This window comes from Dyadobacter ginsengisoli DSM 21015 (assembly GCF_059568735.1).
Genome location: NZ_JCANTY010000002.1, coordinates 548,632 through 565,026, shown reverse-complemented (window position 1 = coordinate 565,026; position 16,395 = coordinate 548,632). Strand labels below are relative to the sequence as shown.

At 48.8% G+C, this 16,395-nt stretch carries 16 protein-coding genes; 11 read left to right on the top strand and 5 right to left on the bottom strand.

Annotated elements, in window-relative coordinates:
• Nucleotides 1-70 precede the first annotated feature (70 nt).
• From BP71_RS08720 to rodA, 4 genes are all read left to right on the top strand, one after another.
• The gene (locus BP71_RS08720; RefSeq protein ID WP_496378176.1) at nucleotides 71-409 is read left to right on the top strand and encodes a hypothetical protein; all 339 of its coding nucleotides are present in this window, start codon (nucleotides 71-73) and stop codon (nucleotides 407-409) included.
• Nucleotides 409-1,977 (top strand): NFACT RNA binding domain-containing protein, encoded by a 1,569-nt coding sequence (locus tag BP71_RS08715; protein WP_496378175.1) that lies wholly within the window; start codon nucleotides 409-411, stop codon nucleotides 1,975-1,977. The genes BP71_RS08720 and BP71_RS08715 overlap by 1 nt, the downstream gene beginning before the upstream one ends.
• A gap of 121 nt (nucleotides 1,978-2,098) precedes the next feature.
• Nucleotides 2,099-4,099 (top strand): penicillin-binding transpeptidase domain-containing protein, encoded by a 2,001-nt coding sequence (locus BP71_RS08710; RefSeq protein WP_496378174.1) that lies wholly within the window; start codon nucleotides 2,099-2,101, stop codon nucleotides 4,097-4,099.
• 22 nt (nucleotides 4,100-4,121) lie between these two features.
• Nucleotides 4,122-5,405, top strand: a complete 1,284-nt coding sequence (gene rodA, locus BP71_RS08705; RefSeq protein WP_496378173.1) for a rod shape-determining protein RodA — start codon at nucleotides 4,122-4,124, stop codon at nucleotides 5,403-5,405.
• Nucleotides 5,406-5,436: 31 nt separating this feature from the next.
• Here rodA and BP71_RS08700 read toward each other — a convergent pair whose 3' ends face one another.
• A complete protein-coding gene (locus BP71_RS08700; RefSeq protein WP_496378172.1) occupies nucleotides 5,437-5,814 on the bottom strand; it encodes a DUF423 domain-containing protein in 378 nt (125 codons plus the stop codon).
• A 194-nt stretch (nucleotides 5,815-6,008) separates the two neighbouring features.
• Here BP71_RS08700 and BP71_RS08695 point away from each other — a divergent pair, with 194 nt between their 5' ends.
• Nucleotides 6,009-7,082 (top strand): glycosyltransferase family 9 protein, encoded by a 1,074-nt coding sequence (locus BP71_RS08695; protein ID WP_496378171.1) that lies wholly within the window; start codon nucleotides 6,009-6,011, stop codon nucleotides 7,080-7,082.
• Here the strand turns inward: BP71_RS08695 and BP71_RS08690 are convergent.
• Complete coding sequence (locus BP71_RS08690) at nucleotides 7,074-7,736, bottom strand: YggS family pyridoxal phosphate-dependent enzyme (protein WP_496378170.1); 663 nt, start codon at nucleotides 7,734-7,736, stop codon at nucleotides 7,074-7,076. The two genes, BP71_RS08695 and BP71_RS08690, sit on opposite strands and share 9 nt — an antisense overlap.
• 140 nt (nucleotides 7,737-7,876) lie before the next feature.
• Here BP71_RS08690 and BP71_RS08685 point away from each other — a divergent pair, with 140 nt between their 5' ends.
• The 4 genes from BP71_RS08685 (at nucleotide 7,877) to rplI (ending at nucleotide 10,054) form a co-directional block, all read left to right on the top strand.
• Nucleotides 7,877-8,818 carry a DUF8428 domain-containing protein gene (locus BP71_RS08685; RefSeq protein WP_496378169.1) on the top strand — a complete coding sequence of 314 codons (942 nt, stop codon included), beginning with the start codon at nucleotides 7,877-7,879 and terminating at the stop codon, nucleotides 8,816-8,818.
• Between the two features lie 132 nt (nucleotides 8,819-8,950).
• Nucleotides 8,951-9,331, top strand: a complete 381-nt coding sequence (gene rpsF, locus BP71_RS08680; RefSeq protein ID WP_496378168.1) for a 30S ribosomal protein S6 — start codon at nucleotides 8,951-8,953, stop codon at nucleotides 9,329-9,331.
• A gap of 3 nt (nucleotides 9,332-9,334) precedes the next feature.
• Entirely contained in the window at nucleotides 9,335-9,586 is a 252-nt protein-coding gene (gene rpsR, locus BP71_RS08675; RefSeq protein WP_015811483.1) for a 30S ribosomal protein S18, read from the top strand.
• A 21-nt stretch (nucleotides 9,587-9,607) separates the two neighbouring features.
• The gene (rplI, locus tag BP71_RS08670; protein ID WP_496378167.1) at nucleotides 9,608-10,054 is read left to right on the top strand and encodes a 50S ribosomal protein L9; all 447 of its coding nucleotides are present in this window, start codon (nucleotides 9,608-9,610) and stop codon (nucleotides 10,052-10,054) included.
• A 136-nt stretch (nucleotides 10,055-10,190) separates the two neighbouring features.
• Here the strand turns inward: rplI and lysM are convergent, their stop codons facing one another.
• Nucleotides 10,191-10,655 (bottom strand): peptidoglycan-binding protein LysM, encoded by a 465-nt coding sequence (gene lysM, locus BP71_RS08665; RefSeq protein ID WP_496378166.1) that lies wholly within the window; start codon nucleotides 10,653-10,655, stop codon nucleotides 10,191-10,193.
• A gap of 195 nt (nucleotides 10,656-10,850) precedes the next feature.
• Between lysM and BP71_RS08660 the strand changes: the two genes are divergently transcribed.
• Entirely contained in the window at nucleotides 10,851-12,482 is a 1,632-nt protein-coding gene (locus BP71_RS08660) for a glycerol-3-phosphate dehydrogenase/oxidase (RefSeq protein WP_496378165.1), read from the top strand.
• Nucleotides 12,483-12,514: 32 nt separating this feature from the next.
• Nucleotides 12,515-13,558, top strand: coding sequence for a beta-ketoacyl synthase chain length factor (locus tag BP71_RS08655; protein WP_496378164.1), 1,044 nt, complete (start codon nucleotides 12,515-12,517; stop codon nucleotides 13,556-13,558).
• Between the two features lie 6 nt (nucleotides 13,559-13,564).
• Here the strand turns inward: BP71_RS08655 and BP71_RS08650 are convergent, their stop codons facing one another.
• The gene (locus BP71_RS08650; RefSeq protein ID WP_496378163.1) at nucleotides 13,565-14,809 is read right to left on the bottom strand and encodes an NAD(P)/FAD-dependent oxidoreductase; all 1,245 of its coding nucleotides are present in this window, start codon (nucleotides 14,807-14,809) and stop codon (nucleotides 13,565-13,567) included.
• Nucleotides 14,810-14,811: 2 nt separating this feature from the next.
• A complete protein-coding gene (locus tag BP71_RS08645; protein ID WP_496378162.1) occupies nucleotides 14,812-16,344 on the bottom strand; it encodes a phytoene desaturase family protein in 1,533 nt (510 codons plus the stop codon).
• Nucleotides 16,345-16,395 lie beyond the last annotated feature (51 nt).

The window sequence follows — 16,395 nt, the reverse complement described above, 5'->3', positions numbered from 1 at the left end:
TTTTTAAGTGTAGTAGTATTACAGAAGAAGCTTCCCGACATCGGGGGGCTTCTCTTGTTTTTGGGAAAGGATGAAGGAAGGAGGAAAGGAGAAAGGAGAAAGGAGAAAGGAGAAAGGAGAAAGGAGAAAGGAGAAAGGAGAAAGGAGAAAGGAGAAAGGAGAAAGGAGAAAGGGAGGGGAGGAAGAGGCATCGGCCCGCCGGGCCGTCCTGTTTGTAGAAACCCAAATTGTACGGATGTTTTGGCTCCGTAAGAGCCTCCTGCCGAGCCCAGATGATGTGATCGTAACGCGGTTGTTACGAACAGGCAGCCACTCTGCGGCTGTTCGGCCCCAGATTAATTGCGTGCCTCCCTTTCCTCCTTCCTCCATTCCTCCCTACATTTGCCCGAATACAACCCGAAATACATAGTGCACCAGAATTATCATTTTATAAAACAACTCGCCCCGCGGCTGCATTCCGAGCTCACGGGAAAGGTTTTCGTGGAAGCATTCAGTCAGCAAAAAGATGAACTGATCATCGTTTTTGCGGACGAGGAACGCGGAGAGGAACTGGTGAAGCCGTTTTTTATCAAGGCGACGCTTACTACGAGCTTTTCATGCCTCAGCTTCCCTGAACGTTTCGACCGGGCGCGGCGGAACAGTGTGAACCTTTTCACTGATTTTGCGGGGGATAAAGTTGATTTTGTAAAAGTTTGCAAGAACGAACGCGCCATTCAAGTGCATTTTTCGAGTGGCAGGGATTTGATATTCAAGCTGTTCGGTAATCGCTCCAACTTTATTGCATTGAATGAAGAGGGCGTGGTGACGCAGTTGTTCAGCAATAAACTGGTTACCGATCGCGGCCTGACGGTAGCCACGCTTAACCGTGATATTGATCAGTCCTGGGAGGCTTTTGTGTCAAATGGTGGCCGTTTTGAGTCGTTGTTTCCCACATTTGGAAAGGTCGTGAACAAATATCTTTCCGGTAAACTGGCCGGGAGGGACGATTTGGCTGAGCGATGGGAAATCTTACAGGAGGTTCTGAAGGAGTTGGAGTCGCCGGTGTTCTACATTACCCGCATTGACAATATACCGGCGCTGACGCTCTTCGAAACGGGTGAGGTGGTGCTGGTTTTGCATGACCCGATAGAAGCTTTGAATGCCTATTATCTGGCGTACATCCGGCTAAGCGGGATCGAGAAGGAGAAAGCGGATATTTTGCGATTGTTGAAAAAACGTATTCAGCAGACAGACAATTACCTGGAAAATACCTTTCAAAAGCTGGTTGATCTGGAAAGCGCGACCAAAAATGACGAGCTGGCGAACATTATCATGGCCAATCTGCACGTCATTCCCGAGCGTGCTGAGAAAGTGGAGCTGTACGATTTTTACCGTGAAAAACCTATTTTGATCAAACTAAAAAAAGACCTTTCGGCACAAAAGAATGCGGAAGGCTACTACCGTAAAGCCAAAAATGAAAAGATAGAAATAGACCGGCTGAACGACAGCCTGGCCGCACGCGAAACGGAGCGGGAACGGTTTCATGAACATTTGGAGCACATTGAAAGCATTGAGTCGCTCAGAGATTTACGGGCTTACATTAAGACAAACAAATTGGAACAGGGTAACGCCGCACCGGCGCTTGAAGAGCTTTTTAAGCGCATTGATTTTATGGGTTACACGATACTGATCGGCCGGAATGCGAAGAACAGCGATTTGCTGACGAAGCAGGCGCATAAGGAGGATCTGTGGCTGCACGCCAAAGATGTGACGGGCTCCCACGTCGTGGTGAAGAACCAGCCCGGGCGGAAGTTTCCCGCACCGGTGATCGAGCGCGCAGCGGAGCTGGCAGCATTCTATTCCAAACGAAAAAACGATTCTTTGTGCCCGGTGATCGTGACTCCCAAGAAATTTATCCGTAAACCCAAAGGCGTACCCGATGGTTTGGTGCTTATAGACAAGGAGCATATTGTGATGGTGGTCGCCAAAGGCGAATAAGCGGAGGATATGGTGCTAAAAATGAAGTTTTTATTGTTTAATAGACGGAACGGCCCTTTGATTAATCTTTTGCTATTGCGAACTTCGTGTGAAATTTGAGAACCGGAATTTTTAGTGCAGAATGCTCGAAAGTCGTCGATTTGTCATCATTGGATTTTTTGCTTTAGTAGGTGTCATATACTTATTGCGACTTTTCTACCTCCAGGTGCTGGATGAAAGCTATTCTATTGAATCGTCCAGCAACTCCATTAAGCGTGTAACCGAAATTCCGTTCCGTGGCCAGATTTACGATCGCTACGGAAAACTGATCGTATATAATACTCCCGTTTATGATTTGCTGGTGACGCCTTATAAGGTCAGGGTGGACGATACGCTCCGTTTTTGCCAGGTTTTGGGCATCGAAAGACGTGATTTCGATAGTCTCATGACTGCTGCGAGCGCGTACAGCCGGGTGAAACCTTCGCTGTTTCTGCGGCAGTTGTCGAAGGAGGATTTTGCCTCTATTCAGGACATCATGGTGGACTACTCAGGATTTGAATTTGCCAAAAGCTCCCTGCGTACCTATACCGCACCCACGCTCGCGAACACACTCGGATATGTGAGTGAGATCACGAAAGGCCAGCTGGATAAGCAAGAGGAGCCCTATTACCGTCAGGGTGACTACATTGGCCAGAGCGGGGTAGAGCGTATTTATGAAAATGAACTGAGGGGAAAAAGAGGTACCAAGTTTGTCATGCAGAATGTGAATGGCGTTTACAAAGGTCCCTGGAAGAACGGAGAGCTCGATACGATGGCTGTGGCCGGCGAAAACCTTTACACCGGTCTGGACCTGGAAGTCCAGCAATACGCGGATAGTCTGATGCTCAATAAGGTAGGCAGCGTAGTAGCCATAGAGCCGAAAACAGGGCAGATTATTTCAATGGTATCCGCTCCGACTTACGATCCGAACAGCCTGGCGAGCCGCTATTTTTCCAAAAACTTTGCGGCGTTGGCACGCAATCCATATAAGCCGCTGTTCAACCGTCCTGTTATGGCGAGTTACCGGCCGGGTTCGACGTTCAAGCTGATTCAGGCATTGATTGGCTTGCAGGAAGGCGTTATCACGCCGGGAAGCGGCTTTACACATGCCAACTGTCCGGTAGGATGTCATAACCACCCGGCAACGAGTACCGTTGCGCTCGGCGTGACGCATTCCTGTAATCCCTATTTCTACAATGTATTCCGCAGGCTGATCTATAAAAACAACATTAAAAACACCTTCAAAGCTTCCGCGGTCGGGCTCGATGCCTGGCATGACGACATTGCCAAGTTCGGGATCGGTCAGCGGCTCGGCATCGACTTGCCGAGTGAATACAAGGGGAATTTGCCTAATAAAAAATACTACGACCGTTTTTACGGCGAATACCGCTGGAAGTTTTCTAACATCTACTCTTTGAGCATCGGAGAGGGCGAGCTGCTGATTACACCGCTGAAAATGGCGAATGTGGCCGCCATTATCGCCAACAGGGGTTATTTTTATACGCCGCACGTGATCCATGGAGTAGGCGATAAGAAGGCTGTTAAGCAGGAATTCCTGGAAAGGCACGAAACCGGTGTGGAACCGCACAACTTTGAACCGGTAATTGAGGGAATGATCGGGGCGGTGGAAGCCGGTACGGCGCGGAGATCACGCGTGGAGGGGATTTCCATTGCGGGAAAGACCGGAACTTCGCAAAACAAACGGGGCGACGACCATTCTATTTTCATTGCGTTTGCACCGGTTGATGATCCCAAGATCGCGATTGCGGTTTTCGTTGAGAATGCAGGTGCAGGGGGCTCCGCCGCGGCTCCGATCGCCAACCTGATCATCGAGAAGTACCTGGCCAGGAAAGTGACCAACAAGGCGCTGGAAGAACGGATGATGAAGCTCGATCTGATGAGCAAAGTTGTATTGCCGACGCAGAAGAAGCCGGTCGAAGCGGATTCGACAAAGAAGAAAACGGATGGGACCAAACCGCACGTTCCGGATCCGAATAATCCTGCCGACCGTAAACCGGGAACACCTCATCCGGCCAATCCGGCTGCCATGCGCAAGCCGGTGATAGTGACCTTACCGAGGGGAGATCAGCAAAAATCACTTTAAGAACTTACAAACCAATACTGAAATGGCTGAAAGCAAGCCAATAACCAAGAACGTGGACTGGATGGTGGTGTTGATTTACATCGCTTGCCTCGGCATTGGCTGGTTGAATATTTATGCAGCGGTGTATAATCCCGAGGCGCATACCAGCATGTTCGATATGTCGAATAATGCAGGGAAACAGCTGATGTGGATCGGTACGGCGGCCCTGCTGATCATCTGTATTCTGGTCATAGACTATAAGTTTTATGAAACGTTCTCTTTTGTGATTTACGCGGTCGTGATTTTTCTGCTGGTAGTGGTACTGTTTGCTGGTTCCAATATCAATGGATCACGATCCTGGATCAAACTCGGAGGATTTTCTCTGCAACCGGCTGAATTTTCAAAGCTGGCAATCAGTCTGGCCATTTCAAAGTATCTGAGCGACCCGGCGATCAGTCTTACGCGCAAGTTAAAGGATTACTATCCGATCATGGGGATCATCGCATTGCCTGCATTCCTGATCCTGCTATCGAATGAGACGGGCTCGATGCTGGTTTTTGCGTCATTTGCGATCGTGCTGTACCGCGAGGGCATGCCCGGCTTCATTCCGGCAATCGGGATAATCGGCGCGGCGTTGCTGATCATTACATTGCTGTTTGTCAAATGGTATATTGCCGGGGCTATCATCGTTATTGCCGGTCTGGTAATATGGCTGATGCCGGTCATGACACGCCGGCGTGGCGGGCTCTGGGCAACGATCGTGATCGCATTGGTGATGATCGGGATCGTGTTCGGGGTGGATTTCTTTATGAACAATGTGTTACAAAAACACCAGCGCGGACGGATCATGGTACTCCTCGATCCGGACTCGGATCCGCGGGGGATCGGCTGGAATGTAATTCAGTCGAAGATCGCCATCGGCTCAGGCGGGCTCACGGGAAAGGGTTTTTTACAGGGAACGCAGACCAAGTTTGACTTCGTACCGGAGCAAAGTACCGACTTCATCTTTTGTACCGTGGGTGAGGAGCATGGCTTCTTAGGGACGGCCATTGTTGTGTTCCTCTTTGTTGCGCTGATTTCAAGGCTGGTGGTGCTTGCTGAACGACAGCGAAGCCGCTTTGCGCGGGTGTACGGCTATTGTGTGGCCGGGATCATCTTCTTTCACTTCATGGTCAACGTCGGAATGACCATCGGACTCATGCCGGTGATCGGTATCCCGTTGCCCTTTTTTAGCTATGGGGGATCGTCGTTGTGGTCGTTTTCGGTTCTGTTGTTTATTTTCCTGAAAATCGACGCACAACGCCCGTTTACCTTGTCGAGAGGCTAGGGGCACCCGGCTAGGAGCACCCGGCCAGGGTTTATAGCTTTCCCGCGGCCATGATCAGCAGCACCCATCCCACGATCAGTGCAACGCCGCCTATGGGCGCGGTCGCCCCGAATTTGGTGATTCCCGTAAAGCAAATCGCGTATAGCGACCCGGAAAAAATGATCACGCCGACCGCAAAAGCATTTCCGGACCAGCCAAGCAATTTAACCGCATCTGCACCAGCGCGCTGCATAAGTATGCCTACGAGTACGAGTGCCAACGCGTGATAAAACTGATATTTTACAGCCGTTTCAAAGGTTTCTGACCTGCCTGAGGCTTCCAGCATCCCTTTCAATGCATGCGCACCGAACGCGCCGAGTGCTACGGCAAGTGCTCCAAGAATGCCGCCGGCCTGAATCATAAATTTCATATTTAAAAGGTATTGGATATTTGTGAAATGAAAAAGAAGCTGGTTTTGCCGGTTAATAGAATCACCGGAAATCATAGCGGTAAAGTTAGGTGCGCGGCGGGGTGCCACCAACTCTTTGAGGCAATTTTATTAACTTGCCCGCTTTGAAGGAGACATTTAATGATGTCCCGCTCATCGTGGAAAAGATTTGACCAATGACCATAGAACGCTTTATCCAGCTCTGGACACACCGCTATCATAAGTATACACACATTTTCAAAGCGCATCTTAAGGGACGTCGCGCGGCAGCACATTTCCGGAATGTTAAAGGGCGTTTGCAAAAAGACCAACAGCTGATAGGGATCGTGCGTACCGAGCACTTTGGGGACATTGTCGCCGCGGAACCCATCTCCCGATATGTGCGGGAGCTTTATCCCAAGGCATATATTGTATGGTTTGTGAAGCCCGTTTTTCATGAACTGGTAGACCATAATCCCCATGTGGACGAAGTTGTTAAAGAGTTTTGCGTGACGGAACGGAAAGTACTGATGGAGTCGGGGGTATTCGACCGTGTTTTTGAGCTGCAATTCAGGAACAACAACCACTGTCCTCAATGCCAGGTTTTTGTGGAAAACCCGGTAGCCATAAAGCGGGACATTAATATTTATAACTACTTCGATTACGGAAACCTGCTCGAAGTGTTTGCGCAGACGGGTGATCTGATACCGGCCCAAACCGCATTCCCTGCCGACGACGAGCCGCGTTTATATCTGCAACCATCACATCAGAAAAAGGCTGACGGACTGAATTTGCCGAAAAAGTACATTGTAATGCATTGCCGGTCCAATTATGAACCCAAAGACTGGCCTGCCGCGAAATGGGAACAGCTGGTGGAATGGTTAGCGGAGCGGTACGATTATCAGTTGGTCGAAATCGGACTGGAAAGCAACCTGAACGTGAAGACCGACGCATACCGCAATCTCTGCGGCCAGCTTTCGATCCTTGAAACGGCGGAAGTGATCCGGCGTGCCTCGTTCTTCATTGGATTGGACAGCGGGCCTTCCCATTTAGGCAATGCCACCGGCACATTTGGGGTCATACTGATGGGGGCGCTCAATAATTTTCAGAATTACAACCCCTACTCCGGAAAATATGGACGCCGAGAGAATGCGTTGTTCGTCAAACAACCTGGGTTGCCTTGCGCGCAATTGCCTTTTGATTTTGTGAGAGATCAGGTACAATCGGTATTGGAAAAAAACACCGACAATGCACTTCAGGTATTACCGTGATCCAAAAATGGCGCTGCCGACCCGTACCAGCGTACTGCCCTCTTCCATAGCGATCAGGTAGTCTCCGCTCATACCCATCGAAAGTTCCTGCATGATGACCCGCGCGTTCTGATAAGCCTTGAAGGATTCAAAAGTGGTTTTGAGGCTCCGGAATTCGGCCCTTACCACATTTGTATCATCGGTGTTGGATGCCATCCCCATTAAGCCGGTGATCCTCACGTTTTGCAATGCATTCAGTTCCGGGGATTGGATGATTTCCAAAGCTTCTTCTTCGGATAAGCCGAATTTGGTCTCCTCCCGGGCAATATAGATTTGCAAAAGACAGTCGATAACGCGGTCGTTTTTCTGAGCTTCCTTATTGATTTCTTTAAGCAGCTTAAAACTGTCGACCGAATGCACCAACGCCACAAAAGAAGCCATGTATTTCACTTTATTGGTCTGCAAATGCCCGATCATGTGCCAACGGATGTCTTTAGGCAGGGCTTCGTGCTTGGCAACCATCTCCTGGACCTTGTTTTCTCCAAACAGTCTCGCGCCAGCATCGTAAGCCTCCGTCAGAAGGGTAACGGGCTTGGTTTTGGTCACCGCTACGAGCCGTGTTTCATGAATGAGCTGTTGTTCTATCTGGGCCAGGTTGGCGGCTATGGAAGGCATGGAGAATGACTAAAAAATTGACAATTAGCCGGTTAATGCAAGAATTTATCGACCGGACGCTATAAATAGATGTTTGCGTATTTCAAAATTGAAAAAAACATACTTCTTTTACCAACTAAATTCAAAATTTAACCTTCTGTATGGACTATAACCAGGAACAAAAGCAAGACAGGAAAACACTTCTATGGGCCGCTCTGGCCGTTTTGCTATTGCTTAATTTGGTGCTTGTGTATTTTATATACCATGAAAAGCAGGAGAACCTGGCCAAAGACGAGATCATTACCGCCAAAACCGAGGAAGTTCTTTCGATCAAAACCAAGCTGGACTCTATTTCCACAGAACTTGACATTAAGATTGCAGAGATCCAGAAACTCGGCGGGAGTGTCGATTCGCTGGTGGCATTGAAGGCGCAACTGGAGAAAGATAAACGTGAGCTGAAAAACGCCAATACGTATTCGGCCGCCAACTACAATAAAAAGATCAAGTCCTATGAACTGGTACTTTCCGAGAAAGACGGGGAAATCTCCCGTTTGAAACAGGAGCTTGGTATCGCCACTACAAAGAACGAAGAGTTGAACCAGAAAGTGACTGGTCTGGAAACGGAAAAGCAGCAGCTCGCGGATTCGGTATCGACCTATTCGGCTCAGAACAAGGAATTGGCTGACAAGGTGACGCTGGCATCTGCGCTTCGTGCGGAAAGCGTCACTGTGAATGCAGTTTCTGCGAAAGGAAAAGAACGGGAGGGCGGCAAGTATAGAGCAAAGCGCATCGATAAACTCAGAGTGAACTTTAAACTGGGTGAAAATGCGGTCGCTAAACAGAATGAAAAGGACATTTACCTGCGCATCCTGGATCCGGACGGAGCGGTACTTTCCGATATGGCAACAGGCTCTGGATCGTTTATGTTTAACGGTAAAGAGATGATTTACAGCTCAAAACAGACCATTAGCTTTACCAACTCCGGGCAATCGATCGATATTTTCTACGGACGTGGCGGTATTGCGATGAAAGACGGCAAGTATGCCATCGAATTGTATAGCGAAGGTTTCAAGATCGGGCAGGGAGATTTTACAGTGAAGTAAATCTGTCATAACTTTTAGCTAAGTCATTGAAGGGCTTGGAATTTTAAATTCCAAGCCCTATTTTTGCACCCTCATTTTGATGATTATGTCAAGATGAGGATTTTAAACTTATCATAATTAATCAATTACCGTATGTCTAAGCAATATGAAACGGTGTTCATTCTAACTCCCATTTTGTCTGAGGCCCAGGCAAAGGACGCCGTTGAAAAATTCACGACAATCATCACCTCAAACGGTGCGAAGATTGTACATGAAGAAAATTGGGGATTGCGCAAGCTGGCCTACCCCATCCAAAAGAAAAACTCCGGTTTTTATCACATCGTAGAATATACTGCAAGTGAAGGAAACGTGGTGGATGTTTTGGAAACCGAGTTCCGTCGTGACGAGCGCGTTTTGCGTTTTATGACTATCGCCCTGGATAAGCATTCGATTGCTTACAACGAGAAGAAACGTAAGGGTCTGGTAGGCAGAAAGAAAGAAGAAGCAACTGAATCAAAAACCGAAAACGCATAAGCTATGTCACTCGTAAATGAGCCGGTTGAGAAAAACATTAACCGCAAAAAATACTGCCGTTTCAAAAAAGCAGGCATCAAATACATCGATTACAAGAATCCGGATTTCCTTCTGAAACTTGTGAACGAGCAAGGTAAAATCCTTCCGCGCCGCCTTACCGGTACCAGCCTGAAATATCAGCGCAAAGTGTCACAGGCGATCAAAAGAGCGCGCCACCTGGCACTGTTGCCTTTTGTTGCTGACCAATTGAAATAATACAGTAAAGAGCTACAAACAATGGAAATCATACTTTTAACGGATATAGCAGGGGTAGGTTATAAGAACGATATCGTAACTGTGAAAGCAGGTTACGGTCGTAACTACCTGATCCCTCAAGGTTTTGCATTGCTGGCAAATGCCTCCAACCGCAAAATCGTTGCTGAAAACGTGCGTCAGGCTTCGCACAAAGCTGAAAAGCTTAAAAAGGACGCGGAAGATATCGCAACTGCGATCGGCGACCTGACTATCGATATCAAAACTGTGGTAGGTGAAAGCGGTCGTATATTCGGTCGTGTTACCAATACACAAGTGGCTGACATTCTGAAAGCGAAAGGCTTCGATATCGATCGCAAGAAAATCACGGTTGACGACGTGAAATCAATCGGTACTTACGCCGCATTGATCGATCTTCATAAAGAAGTGAAACACAAATTGACGCTGAACGTAGTAGCAGCGGAAGATTAATCGTTTCTAAAAAGCATAAAAAAGGCAACCTTTCGGGTTGCCTTTTTTATGCTTTGGGAAAACCTCGGCAGTCGGCCATAGGTAAGCCAATTGTCTTGCCAATTACAGCCTACGGCCTACGGCCTACTGCTGCTCTCTACAACGCCGGAATACGCAAAACCTGCCCGGGGTAAATCAGGTCCGGGTCTTTGAGCATGGGCTTGTTGGCTTCGAAGATGACCGGGTATTTCATCATGTCGCCGTACACAACCTGGGCGATCTTGGAAAGAGTATCTCCCTTCACAACCGTGTGATAGGTCGCTTCGGGCGCGGGAGTTGCTACTTTGAGCTGGTTATCGACGACTTCCACTCCTTCTACATTACCTACTGCCAGCGCGATTTTTTCGGCATCTTCCTGCTTGGCCACTTCGCCTTCCAGGATGACTTTATCACCGGATGTTTTGACTGTAAGATTATTGTAGGCGAGGCCGAGTGCTTTTACATGTCCGAGCAATGCACTGGCACGCAGGGGCTCTGCCGCCTCGGGGGTAGGAGCCGCAGCGACTTCCTCCTTTTTGAATACTTTTTCTCCTACACCTTTAATAAAAGATAATAAGCCCATGTTTTTGAGGTTTTGGTTAATAAAGATTTGAGTTGTAAATGGAAGGTAATGGTAATGTTAACTTTCCTTCCGGTAAGATGCAATTATTATGCCAAATTTACCAAGGGATATTGATTTGATAATATGGTTTTTTACGGCATCAACTTTGTACTTTTGCAGCTGGTCTCAACTACTCTGACTCTGCATTAAGTATCAATGAACCGCACCACATCGCTTGCCAGGTTACAAAATGAATCTTTCGATATCTGTATCATCGGCGCAGGTGCCAGCGGGGCCGGATGTGCCCTCGATGCGGTTTTAAGGGGATATAAGGTCGCTTTGATCGACAAAAAGGATTTTGCATCGGAAACGTCGTCCCGCTCAACAAAGCTCATCCACGGTGGCGTCCGCTACCTCGAACAGGCATTTAAGAAGCTCGATTTCGCCCAACTGAAGCAGGTGCGGCACGGACTGGAAGAACGACACATTGTGTTGAAAAATGCGCCGCATCTCGCCCGCCCGCTCGCGCTCATGACCCCCGTCAATTCCTGGTTGGAAGGGCTGTACTTCAAAATCGGCTTGCAGATTTACGACACGTTTGCCACCAATGATACATTACCTAAAAGCAAATGGCTGAATAAAAAGGAAGTCCTCGAGAAAATCCCGACCCTTGACCGCAAGAAACTGCATAGCGGGGTTCTGTATTACGACGGGCAACTGGACGACGCCCGTTATTGTCTGGCCCTGGCTCAGTCCGCATCAGAAAATGGTGCGGCGGTTGCCAATTACATCGAAGTGAAAGGATTTGAGAAAGACAACACGGGGAAACTGAATGCGGTCAATGCAACGGACACGTTGACCGGAAACGCCATAACGATCCGGACCAAACTGGTGATCAACTGTACCGGGCCCTTTGCCGACCATGTACGGCAGATGGCCAATTCGGAGCTGAGCGAACGGATCCGCCCGAGTAAGGGGGTGCATCTGGTACTTCCGTTCAACACACTGAACAGCGAATATGCCATGTTGATCCCCAAGACATCGGATGGACGCGTGGTATTTGCAATTCCTTTCGAGGGGGCAACGATGATCGGTACCACTGATACGGATTGCGACGATATTGATGATGAGCCAACTTTGAATGGAGCGGAAAAGCAATACCTGGCCAATACCCTGAACCCCTACCTCGCCAAGCCGATTTCGACGGGGGAAATCAGGGCCGGTTTCGGCGGGCTCCGGCCATTGCTGGCGGCAGATCCTTCGAAGTCAACCAAAAGTCTGGTGCGCGACCATGAGGTAGAACTGGATGAATCGTCGGGTCTGGTCAGTCTGTTGGGTGGCAAATGGACGACTTACCGGCTGATGGCCAAAGATACGATCGACCAGGCGGACCAGTTGCTGGGACAAACGCACGTATGCAGTACAGCGGATCACGTTCTGGCCGGCGGAGAAGGGTATCGTTTCGAAGCGTGGCAGGAACTGGTTTCAAAGTTTAACTTGCCGGACGATATTGCCAGGCATCTCGTGCGGAAATACGGATCACGGGCTATGCGAATCGGTGCGCTGACTTTGGAAGATCCCTCCCTGACGCAGCGGTTAAGTGCCCGGTATCCCTACATTCGCGCAGAGGTTGTTTATACCGTCAGAAACGAAATGGCGGTGACGCCGCGGGACTTCCTGGCAAGAAGGATCCGTTTTGAAATCACGGATTGGAATGAAACCTTAAATTGTCTGACCGTTGTTGCTGGGCTGATGGCGGGCGAACTGGGCTGGACCGAAGATCAAAAACAACAGCATACAGAAGCCTACGCCGCGGAAATCGGGAGTTTTATTGCAGATGCCCGGTAAGAGACACCACTTTTTCAGAGTTATTTTCAAGAATGTACATTATAGATTCAGCCTGCATATCGCCCCAGCACACCTTTGACAAAACTTTTTTTGAAGGCGGAATCAAGGTACATGAAGGCGACAGGTATATTGCCATTGAACCAGCCTATGGGCAACTGATCCCGGCGGGTTTACTCCGCAGAATGGGAAAAGCTGTGCGAATGGGTGTAGGGGCGGGCCTGCCGCTTATTCAGAAAGCCAGTGTGGAGGGGATCGTGCTGGGAACGGCCAACGGAGGGCTTGAAGACTGCCTTAAATTCCTGAACCAGATCGTAGATTACAGCGAGGGCACACTGACTCCCACCAATTTTGTACAAAGCACTCCCAATGCCGTGGCCGGTAACCTTGCTTTGATGAGCAAAACTACAGGCTATAACACCACGCACGTTCACAAGGGGCTGGCTTTTGAGGCAGCGCTGTTGGATGCGATGCTGTTGCTGGAAGAAAAGCGCGGGCAGACGTTCCTGGTGGGAAGCATAGAAGAAATATCAGATTATAACCATAATATCGACCTGCTTTCCGGAGCTTTCAAAACAGGCCATTTTACTTCCGAAAACCTGCTGACACTCGATTCTCCGGGTTCTGCAAATGGAGAGGGCGCTGCGATGTTTATAGTCGGGGCAGAAAGGAAACCGGACGCTATCGGGCAGATCAGAGATGTGTTCCAGAGCAATAATCTGGAAGAAAATGAGCTTGCCAGCATTTTGAGGGCATTCCTGCGGCGCAATCATCTTAACGCCTCGGACGTCGATACAGTAATACTGGGCGTCAGCGGAGACAACCGGAGCGATCACTGGTATTATAACCTGCGAAAAGCATTGTTTGAGGAGAGTAATTGCTATACCTACAAAAACATGGTGGGCGATTACCCGACAGCATCCGCATTCGCTACATGGATGGGTTTACAGCTTGTCGGAGGAAAGCGGGTGCCGGCAGCCTGCATTTATCAACAAAAAAATACCCGTGCAGCGAAGCATATTCTGATCTACAACCATTACAAAGCTTCACAGCACGGGTTTATCCTGCTGAGTTCCTGATTGGGGTCAGGAATCCCCGTTTGCTGCCTTTTCCTTCATTTGGATCACCTTCGCCAGCGTGGGCAGAATGGTGTCATGCTTTTTGACAAACGGATTGGACTGATCCCAGACATAGCCGGCTAATACGGAGCAAATCTGGTTTTTAATATCTTCATCGATGTGCTTTGCAAAAACTATGGTCTGAAAATCGCCACTGTACCAGCCTGTTACATAACTTCTGAATACGTCGATCCCCTTCTGGATCACTTCTTCATAATCCTTCGTCCAGTCCACTGCTTCGCCCTGCAGGTGCCTGTGCGTCATTTTTGCGGAGAGGAGACCCGAGGCAGTTGCAAATGTGACTCCAGAAGAAAAGATCGGGTCGAGAAACTCGGTACTGTTGCCCGAGAGCACAAAACCTTCACCAAACATCTTTTTCACACCAATGGAATAGCCCAGGATGTGCCGTGGTTCGAATTTGAAGTCCGAGTCGGCAAAACGCCCGTTCAGGTCTTCAAAATTACGAACGAATTCCTTGTATTGTTCGCCGCCGTTCCCGGCCAGTGCGATGATTTTTTCCTTGTCACCGACAATGCCAACGGACGTCGAACCGTCTGAAAACGGGATAGCCCATATCCAGGACTTGTTGTTGTCAAACGAATGGACAAATATGTTGTTGCTGGCCTCCTCCGTACGCTTTTTATCTTCCAGGTGGGAGAACACCGCCCCGCGCGGTGTGAATGCCGACGGTTTGCTCAGGTCGAAAAGACGGGGCAGGACACGCCCGTATCCGCTCGAATCGATGATAAACCGGGCCTGGATCCTGTGCTGGTTACCCTCGGCGTCCCGGTAATCGATGAGCTGTTTTTCAGGACCACATTCTACTGCAATCACTTCGCATTCGAAATTAACATCCACGCCTTTGGCCCGGGTCGCTTCCGCGAGTGCGCTGTCAAAATCCGCACGTTTCACCTGCCAGGTCCAGGTCCAGCCTTTCGTGAACTGTTCCGAAAAGAAGAACTCGCAGCGTTTCTCGCCGCGCATAAAGGCGGCACCGGTTTTTTTCTGGAAATTCAATGGTTCGATCGCCTCACGCAGTCCGGATTCCGTCAAATGTTCCATACAGCAAGGCAAAAGGCTTTCCCCGATCTGAAAACGGGGGAATTTCTCTTTTTCGAGTATCGTGACGTCGTAGCTCTGTTTCTTTAAATAAGAAGCCGCGACAGTTCCGGCAGGTCCGGCCCCAATGACCAGCACATCGACAGTTTGCATAATCAAGCGTTTTTTACTTTTTGAATGAGTTTATCTTTATCTACAAATGAGAAGCACGTTATAAATGCACTGACCGTAACCCCTAGAATTCCATGCAGGGATATATTCTGGCCGGTCAGGTGCAGATTGGGTATTTTGGTCCGCGTATTGATCTGCGTGCGCGCAGGTGAATTGGAATCTTTGACAATACCATACATAGAGCCGTCGCGATTGCCTATGTAGTCGCGGAATGTCAGCGGTGTGGCGCTGTGTATCGACTTGATTTTGGAAGAAATACCTGGAAAGACGGTTTCCAGTTTTCGGATCACCTGCGCTTCTTTTTCTTTTTTGAACCTTGTATAGGCCTCGTTCCGCTTGCCTGGTTCAGCGACCGTACTGAATGTCCCGGCCCATTCTGCTGTTTCCGATGCTTTCATATAGGTCATGACCGACATGGAATCCGCATACTTGCCTTTTTTAGAGATAAAAGGTGTGCAAATAAAGTAAGTCTGAGGCCAGGTTGCCGCATCATAATCGATACCTCCCCAAACGTCCTCAATGTGGTGTTGATAAACATTGTGATTCAGGTACTCGAAGGTGTTGTCCAGGAATGAGAGGTGCACCAGGAATGTAGAAATGCTGTTTTCCAGGGTCTGTACACGGTTCTTGTAAATGTTCAGAAACCTTTCTGCTCCGAAAATGTCGATAGAGACGGCGGGATGAACATTGGAGATGAATTGCTTTCCTTTGAAGGAATCCCCGTTTTCGAGTACGACTTCCGTGACATGGCCCTTGTCGTCATACCGGGCGGATACTACCTTTTTGTGTTTATAAATTTCCCCGCCATGCTGCCTCACCGACTTGCTGAGCTGGATCGCAATCTGTGAGCCGCCATCTATGAACTTATAAGCGCCGGACAGATAGCTTTTCAGGATCAGTGCGTGTACATAGAATGGCGTTTTGTCTTTCACGCCGGCATATAAAAGGTTGTTTCCGGCTAAGACATTGCGTAAACGGACATTATCCGTGAGTGACGCAATGTAATCGTAGGCATTCAGGGCGAGGATATCGCCGTTGGTCTGATAGCCCTCGCCGGAAATTTCCAGATTATACAATGGGAAGCGCTTGCAGATGTCGATGATCTGTCTGCAATAGGCTTTGATCACCGCTTCTTCGTCGGGGAAATACGAGATCAGCTTTTGCTCGAAATGCTCCATGCCCTGTGCATAGCCATACTCGCGGCCATCGTCGAACCGGATTACGTCGAATTGGTCGTCGTCGAGGCGTTTAATCTTAAGTTTATCGAGAATGCCAAAGTACTTGAAGAACTGATACAGGTTTTCGCCTTCATCCAGCCCTCCCACATAATGTACACCCGTGTCGAAAATGCTTTTATCCCGGCTATAAACCTGTAAATGTCCGCCGATCTGGTGGTTCTTTTCCAGCACGACAACACTGAAACCTTCCATGGCGAGAATATTGGCACAAGCCAGACCTCCGAGTCCGCTCCCAACAATCACAAAATCATATTCCTTTTGCACGGCGGAAGATTGCATTTAAATGTCTATTGGAAAAATGATCGGTCAGGTTAGTTAGTAATCGGTGCA